The following is an 18,221-nucleotide window of genomic DNA, read 5'->3' as shown; positions in this document are numbered from 1 at the left end:
CATTGTCTTTACAGGCTAGGGCTGATTATTTCGGACCGAGAATCTTCACCAGCTTATCCGGCGACGGCGCTCCTTGCTGTTGCTGCAACCCGCCCTTGTCATCCAGATAGAAAATTGCCGGCGTGGCCGACAACTCCAGTTCGTCCATCAGCTTCATATTCGAATCAAGCTTGGCCTGGATATCCGCCGGGATCTTCTCCAGCGCCTGCAACTTGCTGCCTTTACCGGCCGACTCATGGGCTTCCAAGGCCTGTTGCGGGTCCTTGGCGGCAAACAGCGCGGCCGACTTGCCCGGGCTGTCTTCACGGATAATCCCCACCATGATGTGCCGCAACTGTACCTTGCCCGACTTCACCCACGGCCGTGCCTGTTCCCAGAACATATTGCAGTACGGGCAGTTCGGGTCGCTGAACAGGTACACGATGCGCGGCGCGTCCTTGTTGCCGTCCTGGATCCAGTTGCTGTGTTCCATCTTGGCCCAGACTTCCTTGGCCATCGGCGCATACACCAGTTTCTCCAGCGGCGCGGTGCTCAGGTCATTGCCATCGGCGTCGTACAGGTTGCCGGCAATCACGCTTTTGCCATCGGCAGTCAGGTACAGCGCCATGCCACGGTTCTGGTATTGCGCCGCGTAACCTGTGAGGCCGCTGGGCGCATCGAACTTGCCGATGATCTTGGCACCCTTGGCCTCGATGTTCTTGATCGGCGCCGGCCAGTCTTCGGCGTGGACCAGGCTGGCGGCCAGGGTCAGGGGCAGGAGTGTCAGCAGGTGGCGGAGGCGGAGCATGGCGAATTCCTTGTGGTGGCCGGCAAGGCCGGTTTGGCGGGGGTCGGCTCGAAGCGCTCCATGGCGCGGGCCAGGCTGGCCTGTGAGAGTTCGCCCAGGTGGCTGTTGATCAGGCGACCATCAGGTTGGTAGAAGAGGGTGGTGGGCAAGGCCATGGAGCCGACGGCCTGGCCGAGGCGGCCGCTGGCGTCGAACAGCACGTTGTCCAGGTTCAGGCCCTGGGTCGCCAGGTAGGTGGCGACGCTTTGCATGCTTTCGGCCTGGTTGACGAACAGGAAGGTCACGTCCGGGCGCAGGCGCTGGGCACTTTCCAGTACCGGCATTTCGCGCCGGCACGGCGGGCACCAGGTGGCCCACAGGTTGATCACCAGCGGGCCGCCCTTGTAGTCGGCCAGTTGCACGGTTTCGCCATTGGCGTTGCGCAGGGCAATGTCCGGCAGGTGCGTGCCTTTTTCGTAGAGGGTCAGGGACAGGCTGGTCAGGGCCCAGAACGCCAGGCCGGTGATCACGCCGGCGCTCAGTGGCTTGCGCAGCAGCGGGCGGCGCCAGCCGTAGATCAGCGCGCCGATGATCAGCACGATCACGCCGGGCCAGGCGAGAAAACCGCCGTCGCGCAGGTCGACGATTTGCAGCGGGTCATTCTGGTAGTACGACCAGTACATCAATACGAAGCTGACGCGTGCGGCGAGCATACCCAGCAGAAACAGGGTGAACAGCACCGACTCGGGGTTCTCGCCGCCGCGCTTGGCCACCCGCCAGCCCACCAGGGTGGCGAGGATCAACGCCGTGATCAGCAGCAAGTGATTCAGGGCGATGGCGAAGGTGCCGATGGTCAGTGTCAGCATCAGAGGGCTTCCCGGGCTTGGGTCCAGCGTTGCAGGAAGGCGGCGGCGTCGACTTCGCCGGTGATGCGCTGGGCGCGGCGCTCTTCACCGTCGGGGCCGATCCAGACGAAGCTCGGCGGGCCGGGGACCTTGTAGCGGCCCAGCAGCTCGCGGCTGGCGGCGTTGTCGGCGGTGACGTCGAGGCGCAGCAGGCGCACGTCTTTGAGGGCGTCCAGTACCTCGGGTTTGCCGAACACCTGTTTTTCCATGATCTTGCACGACACGCACCAGTCGGCGTAGTAGTCCACCAGTACCCATTGGCCCTGGGCCTTGGCACTGTCGAGCTGGCTTTGCAGTACGGCCGGGTCGTTGATGGTCATGAAGGCTTCGTGGGCGGTGGGAGCACCGGCTATCCGCGAGCCGCTGTAGACCTTCAGCGGTTGCCACAGGTCGTCGCTGCCGCCGGCCGCGCCGATCACCAATACGCTGCCCCAGAGGCCCAGCACCAGCGAACCGGCACCGAACAGCATGGCGGTACGCCCGAAATCGTGGGCCAGGCGCCAGCCGCAGTAGGCCATGACCAGCGCCAGCACACCCCACAAGCCGAGCCACAGGGTTTCACCGACCACCGGGCGAATCATCAGCACGGCGGTGGCGAGGAACAGGAAACCGAAGATGCCCTTGAGGATATTCATCCAGGTGCCAGGCTTGGGCAGGAAGCGGTTGCCCACGGTCACCAGCAGCAACAGTGGCACACCGATGCCGATGCCCATGGCAAACAGGATCAGGCCGCCGTGCAGGGCGTTGCCGCTTTGGGCGATGTACAACAGCGCGCCGGCCAGGGGCGCGGTCATGCACGGGCCCACCAGCAAGCCGGACAGGGCGCCGAGCACGCCGGCGCCTACCAGGCTGCCGCCGCTTTGGTTGCGGCTGACGTTGTCCAGGCGATCGCGCAGGAAGGCCGGCAGTTGCAGTTCAAAGAAGCCGAACATCGGCAGGGCGAGAATCACAAACAACGCAGCGAAGCTGCCGAGGATCCACGGGGTTTGCAGCAGGGCGGCGAGGTTGCTGCCGAGCAGCGCAGCCAATACACCGAGCGCGGCATACACCAGCGCCATGCACACCACGTAGCTGGCGGCCAGGGCAAAGCCGCGCCGTGGGCTGGCGCCGCTGCCGACCACAAGGCCGGCGAGGATCGGCAACATCGGCAGGGAACACGGGGCGAAGGCCAGCAGCAGGCCCAGGCCGAAGAACACCAGCAGGCTCCAGCCCAGGCTGCGTTGTTGCAGGCCGCTGGCCAGGCTTTGGTCCTGGGCCTGGCCGGTGGCGGCGACGGCAGGGTTGCCGCCCAGATCCACGGTGATCGATTGCGGCGGGTAGCACAGGCCGGCATCGGCGCAGCCTTGCCAGCCGAGCTTGACCTGGCCGGTGGCGCCAGCGGGAATCTTCACTTCCAGGCCCTGGCGATAGACTTGCTGCTCGCCAAAGAACTCGTCGCTGTGGGCTTCGCCCTGGGGCAACGTCGGCTTTTCGGCCAGGCCATCGAATTTCATGCGCTGCTGGTACAGGTAGTAACCGTCGGCAATCTGCCAATACAACTGGGTTTCGCCGGAGGCCAGACGCTCGGAGGTAAAGGTGAAGGCTTTGCCCACCGGGAGGAAGTCGGGTTTGGTCTCGAATGGATTGTTGCCAGGCGCGGCCTGGGTGAATCCAGCAAACAACACCAGCAGGAAGATAAACAGATGCCGCATGATCAAGCCTTAGTTCGAAGCAAGTGGGACACACAATGTGTGGCGTTGATTAACCGATGATTAACCGGGCTATCCTAGAAAGAAGCGATTATCCGGGATTCTTGGCGTTGGCGGCATAATGCACGCTTAATCCACTGCCTTTTTAATCACCCTCACATTTTGCAAAGGGTTCACCATGCACGTACTGGTCTGTGAAGACGACGAGCTGATCGCCAGCGGCATTGTTGCCGGGCTCAGCGCCCAGGGCCTGACGGTCGAGCGCGTCGGCACGGCTGCGGCTGCCCGGGCGATGCTCAAGGTGGCGGAATTCGACGTGATGGTACTCGACCTCGGCCTGCCGGATGAAGACGGCTTGAAGCTGTTGCAGCAACTGCGCAGCCAGGGCCTGGAGATTCCAGTGCTGATCCTGACCGCACGGGATTCGGTGACCAACCGCGTTGACGGCCTGCAGGCCGGTGCCGACGACTACCTGCTCAAACCCTTCGACCTGCGCGAACTCGCCGCACGCCTGCACACCCTGTTGCGCCGGGTGGCTGGGCGCAGCGTCAACCTGATCGAGCACGGGCGCCTGACCTACAACCCCAGCAGCCGCGAAACGTTGCTGGGCGGTGAGTCGGTGGACCTGTCCCGCCGCGAGCAGGCGCTGTTGCAGGCCCTGTTGCAGAACCGCGGCCGGGTGCTCTCCAGCGAGCAGCTCAAGGACAGCGTCTACGGCCTGAACGACGAACTGGAAAGCAACGCCCTCAACGTGCACATCCACCACCTGCGGCGCAAACTCGGCAACGGCATCGTCGAAACCGTGCGCGGCCTGGGCTATCGCCTGGGCCCGGCTGACGGTGGAGAGGACGCTTCGTGATGAGCCTGCGCCTGCGGCTGACCTTCAAGCTCGGCGCAGCTTTCGTGCTGATCTGGGTCCTGGCCGCCGCGTGGATGCTCAACGACCTGCGCAACCAGATGATGTTTTCCCTCGACCAGCGCCTGGTGGCGTCGGCACGCATGGTGGCGGGCCTGATGGAGCAAATGCCCGGCCTCTCCAGCACGGGGGAGGGCGCGCACTTCAGCGCCGAACAATTGAACGTGCCAGGCGGTATGGCGTGCCAGGTCAGTTCCTTGCGCGGCGTGGTTTTGGCCCGCAGCCACACCACGCCGGACCAGGGCCTGGAGTCGCGCAAGAGCGGCTTTCGCGACCAGATGATTGATGGCGTGGGCTGGCGCAGCTTTACCCTGTCCCGTGGCGATTTGTTTATCACCACCGCCGACCGGCAGGTGGAGCGTGAAGCGTTGAACCTGTCGATCCTGCTGGCCGCCTCGGTGCCGGTGGGCGTGGCATTGTTGGGCTGCCTGTGCCTGTTGTGGCTGGGGATCGGCCAGAGCCTGTTGCCGCTCAACCGCATGCGTGACGCCTTGATGCGCCGCAGTGCCGACTCCCTCGAACCGTTGCAGATCAGCCCGCTGCCCAGCGAACTCAAGCCACTGCTCGACACCCAGAACCAGTTGCTGCAACGCATCGCCAAGACCATCGAACGCGAACGCCGCTTGACCGGTGACGCGGCCCACGAACTGCGCAGCCCGTTGACCGCGATCAAGACCCACCTGCAAGTGGCGCGCATGACCGAAGGCGCCGCCCGTGACCAGTCCCTGGCCCATGCTGAAGAGGGCGCCGACCGCTTGCACCGCACCCTTGAGCAGTTGCTGCTGCTGGCGCGGGTCGAAGGCAGCCTGTCGTTTGATGACGGCCTGCAATCGAGTGCCGAGCAAGTTGCGCAACTGGCGATCCAGGATGCCAACGGCGGCGACAATCAGCGTATTGACCTGATCCTGGCAGACGGTTTGTCCGAAAAACCTTTGGAAATGCCGGTGGGCCTGGCCGTCGCCGCCCTGCGCAACCTGCTGGACAATGCGCTGCGCCACACCCCGGCCGATACCCGGGTGGAGCTGAGTGTGTCCAGCACGGGTGACAACGTGGTGTTCCGGGTGCGTGACCATGGCGCGCCGATTTCCAGCGAAGACTTGCAACACTTGACCCAGCGCTTCTGGCGCAACGGCAACAGCCCGGGTTGCGGCCTGGGGTTGGCGATCGTCCAGGCCATCGTGCAGCGCTGCTCGTGCTCCCTGAAATTCGACAGCCAGGCCGATGGCATGCGCGTCGACCTGGGCATGCCGTTGCGGCGCTGAAACCTTCTTTTCACAGCACACATAGCTACCGCCATCCTCAAGCGCAACGCTTCAGGATGGCGGTCATTTTTTTGTGTTTGAACCGGCTGAATGACTCGGCCTGTGTTGAAAAGGACAGCCCCTATGTTGGTTATCGATTCCACGTATCCCGCAAACGACTTCAATGAGCGCAATGGCCAGGCCGTGCGCCAGGTGATTGTGCATTACACCGCCGCGCCCTTTGCCTCGTCATTGCGTGCACTGACCCGCGACGGTTTCAGTGCCCACTACCTGTTGGCCGACCCCCATGACGCCAGCTACCGCGCCGCCGGCTATGACGAGTTGCGGGTATTTCGCCTGGTGGACGAAGCGCAACGCGCCTGGCACGCCGGCACCAGCCACTGGGCCGGGCGCGATAACCTCAACAGCCGCTCCATCGGCATTGAAATCGTCAACCAGGCCCGGGATGACGCCGGTGTGTTGACCTTCCCGGCCTATGGCGCAGAGCAGATTGACGTGTTGATCGCCTTGATTCGTGACATTCAGGTGCGTTACCCGGCGATCGGTCCTACCGACATCCTCGGGCATTCCGACATTGCCTATTGGCGCAAGAGCGACCCCGGCCCCCGCTTGCCATGGCGCTGCCTGTTCGAGGCGGGCGTGGGGGCCTGGTATGAAGAGGTGGCCAAGATGGCCTATCAACGTCGGTTCGACATCGGCCTGCCGCCAGAGGTTGAGGTGGAGCGGGCGTTCCAGCGCTACGGTTATGCCCCGGCGAAAAATCGCCTGGGTTTCCAGCAACGTGTCCGTGCGTTCCAGATGCATTTTCGGCCCTCTGACTACAGTGGGCGGCTGGATGCGCAGACCTGCGCGATCCTGTATGCGTTGAATGAAAAATACACCGGGGTGGCCGGGTAAATCCGCTAAAGCTGTTTTTAACGACCACAGGTGTAAATCCTCCCTTCGCTGATGCGTTTCCAGAACAGGAAATCCGTGCGCGGCCCTTGGGCCTGGCGCCAACGGGTGGGCAGTTTGGTCACCATCATCAGCGTATTGAGGGATCGAGAGATGTCAGTCGCTACCAGCCGTATCGAAGAGACCCAGGCGGTCCCTGCGGAAACGCTTTACCAGTTCGATGAAACCCCGCTGCTGGCCCGCCAGCGCCAGCAGGAATCCAATGCCCGCAGCTACCCACGGCGCATTCCCCTGGCGCTCAAGCGCGCCCGCGGGATCTATGTCGAGGACGTCGAAGGACGCAGCTTTATCGATTGCCTGGCCGGTGCCGGCACCCTGGCGCTGGGGCACAACCACCCGGTGGTGATCGATGCCATTCGCCAGGTGCTGAGCGATGAATTGCCGTTGCACACCCTGGACCTGACCACGCCGGTCAAGGACCAATTCGTGCAGGACCTGTTCGGCCTGCTGCCGCCGGCGCTGGCGCGGGAAGCCAAGATCCAGTTCTGCGGCCCCACCGGCACCGATGCGGTGGAGGCCGCGCTGAAACTGGTGCGCACCGCCACCGGGCGGAGCACGGTGTTGTCATTCCAGGGCGGTTATCACGGCATGAGCCAAGGCGCCCTGAGCCTGATGGGCAGCCTGGGGCCGAAGAAACCACTGGGCGCGTTGCTCGGCAATGGCGTGCAATTCCTGCCATTCCCGTACGACTACCGTTGCCCGTTCGGGCTGGGCGGCGCGGAAGGGGTCAAGGTCAACCTGCATTATCTGGAAAACCTGCTCAACGATCCCGAGGCCGGTGTATTGCTGCCGGCGGCGGTGATCGTCGAGGTGGTGCAAGGCGAGGGCGGCGTGATCCCGGCTGATCTCGACTGGCTGCGCGGCCTGCGGCGCATTACCGAGCAGGCTGGTGTGGCGTTGATTGTCGACGAAATCCAGAGCGGCTTTGGTCGCACCGGCAAGATGTTTGCCTTCGAACATGCCGGCATTGTCCCGGACGTGGTCGTGCTGTCCAAAGCCATTGGCGGCAGCCTGCCACTGGCGGTGGTGGTGTATCGCGACTGGCTCGACACCTGGTTGCCGGGCGCCCATGCCGGGACCTTCCGTGGCAATCAGATGGCCATGGCGGCCGGCTCGGCGGTGATGCGTTACCTCAAGGACCACGACATTCCCGCCCACGCGGCCGCCATGGGCGAGCGCCTCGGCGAACACCTGCGCATCCTGCAGCGCGACTTCCCGCAGTTGGGAGACATTCGTGGCCGTGGGCTGATGCTCGGTGTGGAACTGGTGGACCCCGCCGGTGCGCCTGATGCCCTGGGCCACCCGCCGGTGCATCGCCAACTGGCGCCGCTGGTGCAGCGTGAATGCCTCAAGCGCGGGTTGATTCTCGAACTGGGCGGGCGACACGGCAGCGTCGTGCGTTTCCTGCCGCCGCTGGTGATTACTGCCGCAGAAATCGACCGTGTGGCCGAGATTTTTGGTCGCGCCCTGGCGGCGTCGGTCACCAGTCTCTAATTTTTTATCGGGCTGGCACGTTCCTTCTTACATCAGCTGTGCGTGGTGCGCAGCCAGCCTTACACCGACGGAGAACAGCAATGACCTCAGTATTCGACCGCGAAGACATCCTGTTTCAGGTAGTGGTCAACCATGAAGAACAATATTCCATCTGGCCCGACTACAAGGCCGTGCCGGAAGGCTGGCGCACCGTGGGCAAGAGCGGGATGAAGAAAGAGTGCCTGGCCTACATCGAAGAAGTGTGGACCGACATGCGCCCGCTGAGCTTGCGCCAGAAGATGGATAGCCAGGCGCTGGCTGGCTGACCCGGACCTCGGGCATAACACCGACTCAAATGTGGGAGCGGGCTTGCTCGCGAAGGCGTTGTTTCAGTCACCGTATGTGTTGACTGTCACACCGCATTCGCGAGCAAGCCCGCTCCCACATTTACTGTGTTTCGCCGGTGAGAGGCGCGTTACAGCGCCTTGATCACCTGATCCACATTGCCTTCCAGTTCCGCCACCGGGTCGGCGCCATCGGTGCCCAGCACCAGCAACTTCGCCCCGCCCGCCGTGACCGCCGCCTGCACTGCATCGCTTGGCTTGCGGTGATGTAGCACCACGGCCACCTCATTCTCCTTCAAGCCTTCGCTCAGTTGCTGCAACGCCTCGGGTGTCCACTCGGTATCCGCCCTTGCATCGGTGCTGACCAGCTCCAGGTTCAAGCCACTGACGAGATAACCAAAGTGATCGCTCAAGCTGGCCACCGTCAGGTTATCGGCCTTGGCCAGTCGCGCTTCGCTGTCGGCGGTGAGCTTGAGCAGGCGTTGCTTGAGCGCGGCCAGGTTGGCTTCGATCTGCGGCTTGGCCTCGGGCGCCAGACGGCTCAGGTCGGCGGCCATCACATCGGCCATGCGCCCCATGTTGTTGCTGGCTTGCCACGGCTGGCTGTTCAGGCCGTCGGTGGCGCCCGGCTGCACGGCAATCCCCGGCAAGCCGCCGTCCACCGGGCGCGCGGCGTCGACTTCGACGATGCGGATATTGCTGCGCCGGGCCACCGGGTACAGCGGGTCGTCGGGCCACAGCGAGCGCAGGCCGATGGCTGCATCGGCGTCCAGCGCCAGGGTGTTCAGCGCCTGCGCACCGCGCCCGGTGAAATAGGCGACTTGCCGCGAGCCGGGCAGGTTGGCCGGTGCCGCGCGCTCAAGCTGCACATCAGTGCCTTTGAGCAACACCTGCGCCAAGCCATAGGTGATCGGCAAGGCGGCGAGGACTTTCACCGGTTTTGTCGCCTTGGCCTGGTTCAAGGCAGCATGGCCAACGCCTTGGTTGGCGGTGATCTGTAGTGGCTTGACGCCGTCGGCGGCGAATGCCGGTGTGGCGATGGCCAGGGCCAGAAGCAGTGGTCGAAACATCGGGCGCATTATCCAAGATTCCCTTTCAGGCTGGGGACCGTGCCGCGGGCGATGGCGGCGATGGCGAAGGCGATACCGGCTACCAGGATGATCGCGGCACCGGACGGAATCGGCAGGTCGAAGATGATCGGCAGCAGGATCCCGCACAGGGTGCTGACGGTGGCGATCACCACCGAGATCCAGAAGAAGCCCTTGAGCGACTGGCTCAACAGGCGTGCGGCGGCCGCCGGAATCACCAGCAACGCACCCACCAGGATCGCGCCGATGACCTTGACCGCCGCCACGGTGATCAGGGTCACCAGGATCACGAACAGGTAGTCCAGGGTCTTCACCGCCACCCCGCGCACCGCCGCCAACTGCGGGTTGAAGCTGGCGAGCATGATGCGGTTGTACAGTGGCAGGGCCAGGGCCATCACCAGCGCGCCGACAATCGCCAGCACCAACAGATCATTGCCGTTGACGGTCAGCACCGAGCCGAACAGCACGTTTTCGAGAATGTGCACGTTGATCTTGCCCGCCAGAATGAGCAGCAGGCTCGCGCCCAGGGCCAGGGACACCGAGAGGAATACGCCGATCAGCGTGTCCGGCGCCAGGCCGGTGCGGTTGCGCAGGTAGTTGAGCAGGATCCCGAACAACAGGCAGTAGCCGAACAGGCTGCCGTAAGGCCCGGTGTAGGGTTCCCCCAGCAGAATGCCCACGGCCACGCCGGTCAGTGCGGCATGGCCCACGGCTTCGGAAAAGAACGCAAAGCGCTTGACCACCACCAGGGTGCCCAAACCGCCCAGCACCGGGCCGATCAGCAGGCCGGCGAGCAGGGCGTTGACTACAAATCCATAGGCCAGCGCTTCCGGCAGATACCCGGAAGACGCCCAGCCCTGGACCATCAGGCGAAAGGCTTCATAGCTCATAAGGCCGGGCTCCGTGGGTGGGTGGAGAACAGGGTCAGCAGGCGGTCCGGGGTCAGTGCCTCTTTCGGCGTGGCGTCGAACAGCACACGGCGGTTCAGGCCGGTGACGCGATCGGCCAGGCGGCCGACGGCTTCCAGGTCGTGTTCGATCCACAGCACGGTGATCCCGGCCTGGCGCCAGTCGTTCAGCAGCCGCTCGAACACCTGGATCCCGGCTTCGTCCAGCGCCGACATCGGTTCGTCCAGCACCAGCAATTGCGGTGCCGGGATCAAGCCCTGGGCCAACAGCACCCGCTGGCGTTCACCGCCAGACAGGGCACCCATGCGCCGCTTGCGCTTGTCCTGCATGCCGACCCGTTCCAGTGCATCGCCAATCGCGGCGGCGTAATGTTTGGACAGCCCGAGAAACGCCGGACGCCGCTGGCACATCGCGGCCATGAAATCGTCGACGGTCATCGGCAAGCCCCGGTCGAACTCCAGCGCCTGGGGCACGTAGCCGATGGTGCCGGGTGCATCCGGCCAATGCAGGCTCAACTGGCCCTGGTGCGGCGTTTGCCCCAGCAGGGTCTTGATCAGCGAGCTTTTGCCGCCGCCGTTGGGGCCCACCAGCGCATGGATGCTGCCGGGCTGCACCTGGAAACTCACTGCATCGAGGATCACCGTACGGCCCAGGGTCAGCGCGACGTTATCGAAGTCGAGGGTCGGGCCAACGCTGGCCACACTCAGGTGTTCAGCCGCCGTCATGCCCCGGACTCCTGAATCGCCCGCACCACGGTGTTGAGGTTGCCGGTCATTTCCACTTCGTATTTTTCCGCGCTGTAGTCGCCATAGGAAATATGCGACAGCGGGTACAGCTTCACCCCGGACTCACGCTGGATGGTGTCGACGTAGCTGGACGGGAAATCCATCTCCGAGAAGATCACTTTCACGTCCAGTTCCCGCAGTTGGTCGATGGTTTTCTTCAACTGGCTGGGGCTCGGCTCGATACCGTGGGCCGGTTCCACCACGGCGGTGACTTCCAGGCCGAATTCCCGCAGCAGATAGTCATATGCCGCGTGCACGGTGGCCACCCGCAGGTCGGGGTTGGGCGCGCTGGTGAGCTTGGCCAGGGCGTCGGCGCGCATCTGGCGCAGGCGCTTGCCGTAGGCGCGGGCGTTCTGGGTGTAGGTCTTGGCGTTGTCCGGGTCGAGTTTGCCCAGTTCCCGGGCAATGTTGTTCACCTGGGCAATCGAGGCGCTGATGGACAGGAAGGTGTGCGGGTTGACCACCTTGCCGGCACCGCGCGCAGCGTTGCCGGTGGCGGCCAGCAGCGGCACGTTGGCGTTGGCCTCGATCACCGGGATGTCCGGGCGCTCGCTGGTGGCGATCATGCGGTCGGCGAAATCGTCATGGCCGACGCCGTTGAGCACGATCACATCAAGGGTGCCGATGCGTTTGATGTCTTCGGCGCGGGGTTCGTAGGCATGGGGATTGAAACCGGCCGGAATCAGCGGGACAACTTCAGCCTTGTCGCCGACGATATTGGCGACGTAGCTGTAATACGGGTGCAGGGTGATGCCGATGCGCAGGCGCTTTGCCGGGTCGGCACTGGCGAACGGGGCCAGCAGCACGGTGATCAGGCCGACCAGCACCAGACGTAATAATGGAGATGAAATAGACATGGTCTTCTCTCGGCTGCAACGTGAATTCAGTGACGATGCTGGCGGGTGACACCGGCATCGAATTGCGCGACTACCTGCTGCCAGCCCGCGCTGATCAGCGCCTGGTCAGTGAGGTCGGTGGGGGCGGTGAGGTGGGCGCTGCGGTTGAGCCAGATATCCGGCTCGGCGCCGCGGATGCGCATCAACAGCGAACCGCTGAGGTCTGGCGTCTGGCTCAGGCCCAGATAGGCCGCGTCCAGCAACTGCCAGCGGTGGTCGCCACGGCTCACCGAACTGGCGTCCTGGGCGAAGGGCGCGAAGCCCTCTTCGGCCAGCTGTTCAGGCGTCGGCAGAGCGCTGTGTTCCTCCTGCAGCAAGTGGATTTCATCCAGGGTCACCCGCAGGTCGGCGTAGATGCCTTGCTCGGCGGCGCTGAGGTCGCGGCGGGCGTCCAGTTGGTGGCTGGGCACGGCGGCGATCTCCTGGTTTTCACCGCGCAAGGCCACCACCGTGCCGGCAACGGCGAGGATGATCAGGCACAACAGCAGGACATACAGGGTTTCGTGCCCGGCGCCGGCCGGGCGCACGACTTGGGTTGTACGGCTCATTGGGGCTGGATATCCGCTTGGTCGATTTCCACCACGTGGCCGGGGCCGGCATCAAACAACACGTAGAACTCGGCGGAGGGTTTCTTGAAGGTCAGCTTCGAGTCTTCTCCCAGCTTGCCGGGCACCAGGATGGTCTCGTCGTAGCCGATCACATCCAGGGTCACGCCGGGGGCACCGCTGCCATCGGAGAAACCACCGGTGCACTGGATCTGCTCGCCGGCGATTTCCTTGCATTCGCACATCGGGTTGTGGGCGAGGGCGACGGTACTGAAACCGGCACTGAGGATCAGCGCGCCAACGGTGCGGGCCAGTTGCGGCAAAGTCATGGTTTAACTCCTCGTTTTTTCAGCCAGTCGATGGTGGCCGGCGATGCCTGGCTCAAGGGAATGGAGGCCTGGTGCATGGCGCCGTCCCAGCCTTCCATGGTGATCCACACTTCGGCGTCCAGCGGGGTGCGCTCAGGGATCGGCAACGCGGCGCCCATGCGGTATGGGGTGCCGAAGAAAATCACCCCGGCCGCCCGCAGGCTGCGGGGCTTGCCGATACGCAGGTAGGTCGCCTTGACCTGGTCGATGCACGTGGCACACAGGGCAGCGTTGAAGGATTTCATCGGGCCTGCCGGGTCCGGGCGCGGCGGCTCGTTGCGTAGCTCGGCGAGCTTCAGGCTCCAGGGGCCGACCTGTACTTCGCCGATCTCCCGTTCACCCAGGCCGCTGTCGCCGCGAAACAGTGCCGCGTCGGCAAAGTACTTGGGCATGAAGCCCAGGGGCACCAGCAACAGCAGGATATTGATGTGGAAGCGCCATTTGAGCCAGAAGGCCCGCAGGGGCGAGGGGGGTTGAACCGTCATGGCCTTGTTCATGGGGTGGCCTCCGTGGTCTCAGCCTGCAAGGCCTGGGTTTTCGCCGGTTGACGGGCTGCCTTGGCTTCGCGTTTCAGCGCATTGAGGGTGGCCAGGGCCGTGCGTTTGGTCCAGATCAGCAAGCCGCTCAAGACCATCATGCTCAGCACCAGGCCGAAGAAGGCCCAGATCAGCTTGATCCAGATCCCGCCAAAGTCCCCGGTGTGCAACGGGCGCATGGATTCGGTGACGAACTCCAGGGCCGAACGGTCGGACAGCAGGTGCGAGGCGGCGATTTCGCCGTTGTACGGGTTGATTTCCGCGGTCTGGAACATCAGCGGGTACCAGCCACGCCCGCCGATGCGCAGGTGGCTGTAGGCGTTGCTGGGCAGGCTCACGAAGCTGGCCTCAAGCCCGGGAATGCGCTGGGTGGCGATGTTGATCGCCTCGTCCAGGGGAATCATGGGCGCCGGTACGCCCGGGGCGGACATCGGCACTTTGTCGCGGGCAATCGCCGGGACGATCGGCTCGCTGGAAATGGTGATCTGGTTATCGCCCAGGATCGCCTGGATCAGGAACCAGGTGCCGGTGATCGAGATCACCGCGATAAACCAGATCGACCAGATGCCGCTCAACCGGTGGAAGTCGCCCCAGAAAATCCGCGCACCGTGACGAATGCGCAGGGTCGGCCTGAAAAAACCTTTCCAGAAACGCTTGTAGACCACGAGGCCGGTGACCAGCGAGGCCAGCAGCGGCAAGCCCAGCAGCGAGACCAGGTACCAGCCCCAGCTGTAGCCATTGGTGAAAGGCACCAGCCACCAGCCATGCAGGGCACGGGTAAATTGCTGGAAGTTGAACGATGGGCTGATGCCCTGGATCACCCCGGTGTATGGGTTGACGTAGACCTCCAGCGAGCGCCCGTCGGGGTAGCTGAGGTCGGCGCTGAGGGCGAAGTGCGATTCGTCCGGGCGGCTCAGGGATTCGACGATCACCTGGGGTTCGGCGCGCTTGATGGCGCCGATCACCTGGTCGTAGGTGAGCGGTTCGGCATCGTCCGACGGCTTGCTGGCGCGGATGTCCGGGTTGGCCAGCCAGACGATCTCCTGGCTGACCACCGCCAGGGTGCCGGTGACGCAGACGATCAGCACAAAGAACCAGATGGGCAATGCCAGCCAGCTGTGCACGAGAAACCAGAGTTTTGAGCGTGACTTCTTCGACATGTGAATGAGGGTCTTGATCGGAGGGAGGCGGTAAAGGCCCGGAAAACGCCACCCGTAGCTTTTGCTGACGCGAGCGGCTGTATCTAAGTTAAGACGGATGAGAAACACAAAACCCTAAGGCGGATATGAAAGTAAATGTTTCAGATACGCATTCATGCAACACGAAACATGTTCCGAGCCATCACCAAGGCGGGATTGATGGGGCGGGGGCGCTGCCTATGATGGGGTCATACCGTTGAGCGAGCCCCATAATGACTTCTGCCAGAACCCTCTACGACAAACACATCGATTCCCACACGGTGTGCCGCCTGGATGACCAGGGCCATGTGCTGCTGTACATCGACCGCCAGGTGATCAATGAATACACCAGCCCGCAAGCTTTCAGCGGCTTGCGCGAGGCGGGCCGTGGTGTGTGGCGGCCCGGTACGGCGCTGGCGGTGGTCGACCATGTGAACCCCACCACGCCCAAGCGCATCGCGACCATGCCGGATGCGGGCGGCGCGCGCCAGGTGTCGTACCTGGCGGAAAACTGCCGGGATTTCGGGATCGAGCTGTTGGATATCCTCGACAAGCGCCAGGGCATCGAACACGTGATCGCCCCGGAGCAGGGTTTTATCCTGCCGGGCATGGTGATCGCCGCCGGCGACAGCCACACCACCACCTACGGGGCCTTGGGCGCGTTCGGCTTTGGCATTGGCACTTCGGAAATCGAGCATTTGCTGGCCTCGCAAACCCTGGTCTACAAGCGTCTGAAAAGCCTGCGTGTGACCGTGGACGGCGAACTGGCCCGTGGGCTGACCTCCAAGGACGTGATCATGGCGCTGATCGGCAAGATCGGTGCCTCGGGTGCCACCGGCTACGCCATTGAGTTTTGTGGGTCGACCATCGATGCCTTGAGCGTCGAGGCGCGCATGACCATTTGCAACATGGCGGTGGAAGCCGGCGCACGTGGAGCGTTCATGGCGCCGGATGAAAAAGTCTTCGCTTACCTCAAGGGCAAGCCACGCGCGCCGAAGGGCGAGTTGTGGGAACGCGCCCTGGTGGGCTGGCGCCAACTGCACTCGGATGCCGACGCGGTGTTCGACCTCGAAGTGCAGCTGGATGCCAGCGCCCTTGAGCCGATGGTCACCTGGGGCACCAGCCCCGACCAGGCCGCCCCCATCGGCGCCCGCGTGCCGGACCCGCAAGACATCAGCGACCTGATCCTGCGCCAGGACATGCGCCGCGCCTTGAACTACATGGGCCTGGAAGCCGGCATGCCGTTGAGCGACATTGTGATCAGCCACGCGTTTATCGGCTCCTGCACCAACGCCCGTATCGAAGACCTGCGCGACGCCGCCAGCGTGGTGCGCGGCAAGCACGTGGCCGACCATGTGCGGGCGATGATCGTGCCGGGCTCCACCGAAGTGCGTGACCAGGCCGAAGCCGAAGGCCTTGCCGCGATCTTTATCGACGCCGGGTTTGAATGGCGCCAGTCGGGCTGCTCGATGTGCCTGGCGATGAACGACGACGTGCTGGAGCCGGGCGACCGCTGCGCTTCCAGCACCAACCGCAATTTCGAAGGCCGCCAGGGCGCGGGTGCCCGCACGCACCTGATGAGCCCGGCCATGGTCGCCGCTGCGGCCATCACTGGCCGGCTGACGGATATTCGCCACTTTGGAGACCGCACATGAGCTTGCAACCCTTCACTCGGATCACCGGCAAGGCGGCGCCGATGCTGGCGGCCAATATCGACACCGACGTGATCATGCCCAAGCAGTTTCTCAAGGGCATCGACCGCAACGGGCTGGATCGCGGGTTGTTCTTTGATTTGCGCTTTTTGCCCTCGGGGGAGCCTGACCCGCAATTTGTGCTGAACCAGCCGGCCTGGCAGGGCGCGAGTTTTATGGTAGTGGGGCCGAACTTCGGCTGTGGGTCCAGCCGGGAGCATGCGGTGTGGGGCCTGAAGCAGATGGGCATTCGCGCGTTGATCGGCAGCAGCTTTGCGGGGATTTTCTATGACAACTGCCAGCGTAACGGGGTGTTGTTGATCACGCTGGAGGAGGCGGTGTTGCAGCGGTTGGGGCAGATGGTGAGTCAGCCTGAGCAGGCGCAGATCAGTGTGGACCTGGAGGCGCAGGAGATTCTTTTGGCGGACGGGCAGGTGATTGCGTTCCAGATCGATACGTTGCGCAAGACTGCGTTGTTGTTGGGGTTGGATGCTATTGGCACGACGTTGCAGCGCAGTGAGCAGATCAAGGCGTTTGAGCGGGAGCATTTGGCGGCCAATCCCTGGCTCGGGTGATGGGGCTGTAGTTGCAGGTTGGCTGCTGCGCACTGCCTGCGTTCGGCTTCGGGCTGGATGGGGCAGTCAGATCAAAATCAAGAGCACAGCGGCCTCCCGGCCGGCTTGAGTGTTAAAAGCAAAAGCAAAGACCAGAGCGAAAACAGATCTGCTTTTCTGTGGGAGCGGGCTTGCTCGCGAAAAACCTGAGAGCGCCGCGTTCATCCAGAATGCCCGCGTCATCGTTAACGACCTTCGCGAGCAAGCCCGCTCCCACATTTGGACCGTGCCCGCTTTTGATTTGGCTTTTTGCTCTACAACACTCAAGCCGGCCGGTAGGCCGCTGTAAGAGCAGAACCGTCAGCGGCCGTTACCGCAGCAACGGATATGTACTCAAACCCGGCACGCTAAATCGACAACCCCTTGAAGTGCTCCTGCAAAAACTCCACACACGCCCGCAACTTCCCGGAGTAGGCCAGCCGCGTCGGGTACACCGCCCACACGTTGGCGCTCTGGGTGTAGTCGTGCAGCACCTGCACCAGTTTCCCTTGCTCCAGCAGCGGCTTCACATCCCACATCGAACGCAGCAACACGCCGCGCCCGTCCAGGGCCCATTGCAAGACGATCTCGCCGTTATTCGACGACAACGGCCCGCGCACGCGCACGCTGTCCTGCACGCCATCGCGCTCCAGGTGCCAGATACCAAACGCGTTGTCGCGCTCCTTGAGCACCAGGCAGTCGTGCTGTTCCAGGTCGCTCAAGTGCTGCGGCACACCACGGCGTTCGAGGTAGGCGGGCGCCGCACACAGCACCCGCCGGTTACTCACCAGCCGGCGACCGATGTGTTGCCCGGGGATGTCGTCGCCCACGCGAATCTCCAGGTCGAAACCCTCGCTGACGATATCCACCACCCGGTCGAACAGGTCCAGGCGAATCTCCAGGTCCGGGTATTGTTCGGCCAATAGCGACAAGGCCGGTGCCACATGGTTACGGCCGAACCCGAAGCTGCTGCACAAATGCAGGTGGCCGCGCGGGCTGTCGTGGGCGTCGGAAAGCTCGTCGGACAACTGCTGGAAGTCTTCGAGAATCCGCACGGCCCAGCGCTGCACGCGCTCACCGTCTTCGGTCAGGGCGATACGGCGGCTGGTGCGGTGCAGCAGGCGGGTGGCGAGTGTGGTTTCGAGAATCTGGATACGCTTGCTGACGTAGGCCGGGGACAAACCCAGCTCGTCGGCAGCCGCAGCAAAGCCGGCCTTGCGGATCACGGTCAGGAATACCCGCAGGTCTTCAGGTAGGGGCACGGTATCTTTCTTGTTGTTCATCAGAAACAGGCATGGCGGCATGAACCGCCAGAATAGCACCGG

The 18,221-nt window shown here is 63.7% G+C and carries 19 protein-coding genes; 7 read left to right on the top strand and 12 right to left on the bottom strand.

Going from position 1 to position 18,221, the window contains the following annotated elements; translation table 11 throughout:
• Positions 1–25: 25 nt before the first annotated feature.
• Genes dsbG through dsbD form a run of 3 tightly spaced genes read right to left on the bottom strand, consistent with a single transcriptional unit; the run spans position 26 to position 3,362 of the window.
• A complete protein-coding gene (dsbG, locus tag C0058_RS22495; protein WP_003209017.1) occupies positions 26–787 on the bottom strand; it encodes a thiol:disulfide interchange protein DsbG in 762 nt (253 codons plus the stop codon).
• The gene (locus C0058_RS22490; RefSeq protein WP_003209015.1) at positions 763–1,632 is read right to left on the bottom strand and encodes a TlpA disulfide reductase family protein; all 870 of its coding nucleotides are present in this window, start codon (positions 1,630–1,632) and stop codon (positions 763–765) included. Before C0058_RS22490 ends, dsbG begins: the two co-directional genes overlap by 25 nt.
• Complete coding sequence (gene dsbD, locus C0058_RS22485) at positions 1,632–3,362, bottom strand: protein-disulfide reductase DsbD (protein ID WP_102369607.1); 1,731 nt, start codon at positions 3,360–3,362, stop codon at positions 1,632–1,634. The genes C0058_RS22490 and dsbD overlap by 1 nt, the downstream gene beginning before the upstream one ends.
• A gap of 175 nt (positions 3,363–3,537) precedes the next feature.
• Between dsbD and C0058_RS22480 the strand changes: the two genes are divergently transcribed.
• The 5 genes from C0058_RS22480 (at position 3,538) to C0058_RS22460 (ending at position 8,290) form a co-directional block, all read left to right on the top strand.
• The gene (locus C0058_RS22480) at positions 3,538–4,218 is read left to right on the top strand and encodes a response regulator (protein WP_003209011.1); all 681 of its coding nucleotides are present in this window, start codon (positions 3,538–3,540) and stop codon (positions 4,216–4,218) included.
• On the top strand, positions 4,218–5,537 hold the full coding sequence (locus tag C0058_RS22475) for an ATP-binding protein (protein ID WP_102369606.1): 1,320 nt from the start codon (positions 4,218–4,220) through the stop codon (positions 5,535–5,537). Before C0058_RS22480 ends, C0058_RS22475 begins: the two co-directional genes overlap by 1 nt.
• Positions 5,538–5,660: 123 nt before the next feature.
• A complete protein-coding gene (locus tag C0058_RS22470) occupies positions 5,661–6,434 on the top strand; it encodes an N-acetylmuramoyl-L-alanine amidase (RefSeq protein WP_003209007.1) in 774 nt (257 codons plus the stop codon).
• 150 nt (positions 6,435–6,584) lie between these two features.
• Positions 6,585–7,985: an aspartate aminotransferase family protein gene (locus C0058_RS22465; RefSeq protein WP_102369605.1), complete on the top strand. Its 1,401-nt coding sequence runs from the start codon at positions 6,585–6,587 to the stop codon at positions 7,983–7,985.
• A gap of 80 nt (positions 7,986–8,065) precedes the next feature.
• Positions 8,066–8,290 carry an MbtH family protein gene (locus C0058_RS22460; RefSeq protein ID WP_003209001.1) on the top strand — a complete coding sequence of 75 codons (225 nt, stop codon included), beginning with the start codon at positions 8,066–8,068 and terminating at the stop codon, positions 8,288–8,290.
• A gap of 149 nt (positions 8,291–8,439) precedes the next feature.
• Here C0058_RS22460 and C0058_RS22455 read toward each other — a convergent pair whose 3' ends face one another.
• From C0058_RS22455 to C0058_RS22420, 8 genes are read right to left on the bottom strand one after another with little or no spacing between them, the layout of a single operon-like run.
• Positions 8,440–9,387, bottom strand: a complete 948-nt coding sequence (locus tag C0058_RS22455) for a metal ABC transporter solute-binding protein, Zn/Mn family (protein ID WP_003208999.1) — start codon at positions 9,385–9,387, stop codon at positions 8,440–8,442.
• Positions 9,387–10,286 (bottom strand): metal ABC transporter permease, encoded by a 900-nt coding sequence (locus C0058_RS22450; protein WP_102369604.1) that lies wholly within the window; start codon positions 10,284–10,286, stop codon positions 9,387–9,389. Before C0058_RS22450 ends, C0058_RS22455 begins: the two co-directional genes overlap by 1 nt.
• The gene (locus tag C0058_RS22445) at positions 10,283–11,029 is read right to left on the bottom strand and encodes a metal ABC transporter ATP-binding protein (RefSeq protein ID WP_102369603.1); all 747 of its coding nucleotides are present in this window, start codon (positions 11,027–11,029) and stop codon (positions 10,283–10,285) included. Before C0058_RS22445 ends, C0058_RS22450 begins: the two co-directional genes overlap by 4 nt.
• The gene (locus tag C0058_RS22440; protein WP_023659272.1) at positions 11,026–11,946 is read right to left on the bottom strand and encodes a metal ABC transporter substrate-binding protein; all 921 of its coding nucleotides are present in this window, start codon (positions 11,944–11,946) and stop codon (positions 11,026–11,028) included. The genes C0058_RS22445 and C0058_RS22440 overlap by 4 nt, the downstream gene beginning before the upstream one ends.
• 26 nt (positions 11,947–11,972) lie before the next feature.
• Complete coding sequence (locus C0058_RS22435) at positions 11,973–12,533, bottom strand: DUF6162 family protein (RefSeq protein WP_008431663.1); 561 nt, start codon at positions 12,531–12,533, stop codon at positions 11,973–11,975.
• Positions 12,530–12,859, bottom strand: coding sequence for a hypothetical protein (locus C0058_RS22430; RefSeq protein ID WP_003208992.1), 330 nt, complete (start codon positions 12,857–12,859; stop codon positions 12,530–12,532). The genes C0058_RS22435 and C0058_RS22430 overlap by 4 nt, the downstream gene beginning before the upstream one ends.
• A complete protein-coding gene (locus C0058_RS22425; protein ID WP_008431660.1) occupies positions 12,856–13,395 on the bottom strand; it encodes a hypothetical protein in 540 nt (179 codons plus the stop codon). The genes C0058_RS22430 and C0058_RS22425 overlap by 4 nt, the downstream gene beginning before the upstream one ends.
• Positions 13,392–14,594: a PepSY domain-containing protein gene (locus tag C0058_RS22420; protein ID WP_008431658.1), complete on the bottom strand. Its 1,203-nt coding sequence runs from the start codon at positions 14,592–14,594 to the stop codon at positions 13,392–13,394. The genes C0058_RS22425 and C0058_RS22420 overlap by 4 nt, the downstream gene beginning before the upstream one ends.
• A gap of 251 nt (positions 14,595–14,845) precedes the next feature.
• Here C0058_RS22420 and leuC point away from each other — a divergent pair, with 251 nt between their 5' ends.
• Positions 14,846–16,267 (top strand): 3-isopropylmalate dehydratase large subunit, encoded by a 1,422-nt coding sequence (leuC, locus tag C0058_RS22415; protein WP_003208986.1) that lies wholly within the window; start codon positions 14,846–14,848, stop codon positions 16,265–16,267.
• Positions 16,264–16,878, top strand: a complete 615-nt coding sequence (leuD, locus tag C0058_RS22410; RefSeq protein WP_003208984.1) for a 3-isopropylmalate dehydratase small subunit — start codon at positions 16,264–16,266, stop codon at positions 16,876–16,878. The genes leuC and leuD overlap by 4 nt, the downstream gene beginning before the upstream one ends.
• 386 nt (positions 16,879–17,264) lie before the next feature.
• On the opposite strand, the gene C0058_RS22405 is transcribed toward leuD, so the two are convergent.
• On the bottom strand, positions 17,265–18,179 hold the full coding sequence (locus C0058_RS22405) for a LysR substrate-binding domain-containing protein (RefSeq protein ID WP_173883068.1): 915 nt from the start codon (positions 18,177–18,179) through the stop codon (positions 17,265–17,267).
• Positions 18,180–18,221: the final 42 nt, after the last annotated feature.

It is taken from the genome of Pseudomonas sp. NC02 (assembly GCF_002874965.1).
In the GTDB taxonomy this organism is placed as follows: Bacteria; Pseudomonadota; Gammaproteobacteria; order Pseudomonadales; family Pseudomonadaceae; genus Aquipseudomonas.
This window is presented reverse-complemented; position numbering and strand designations above follow the sequence as displayed.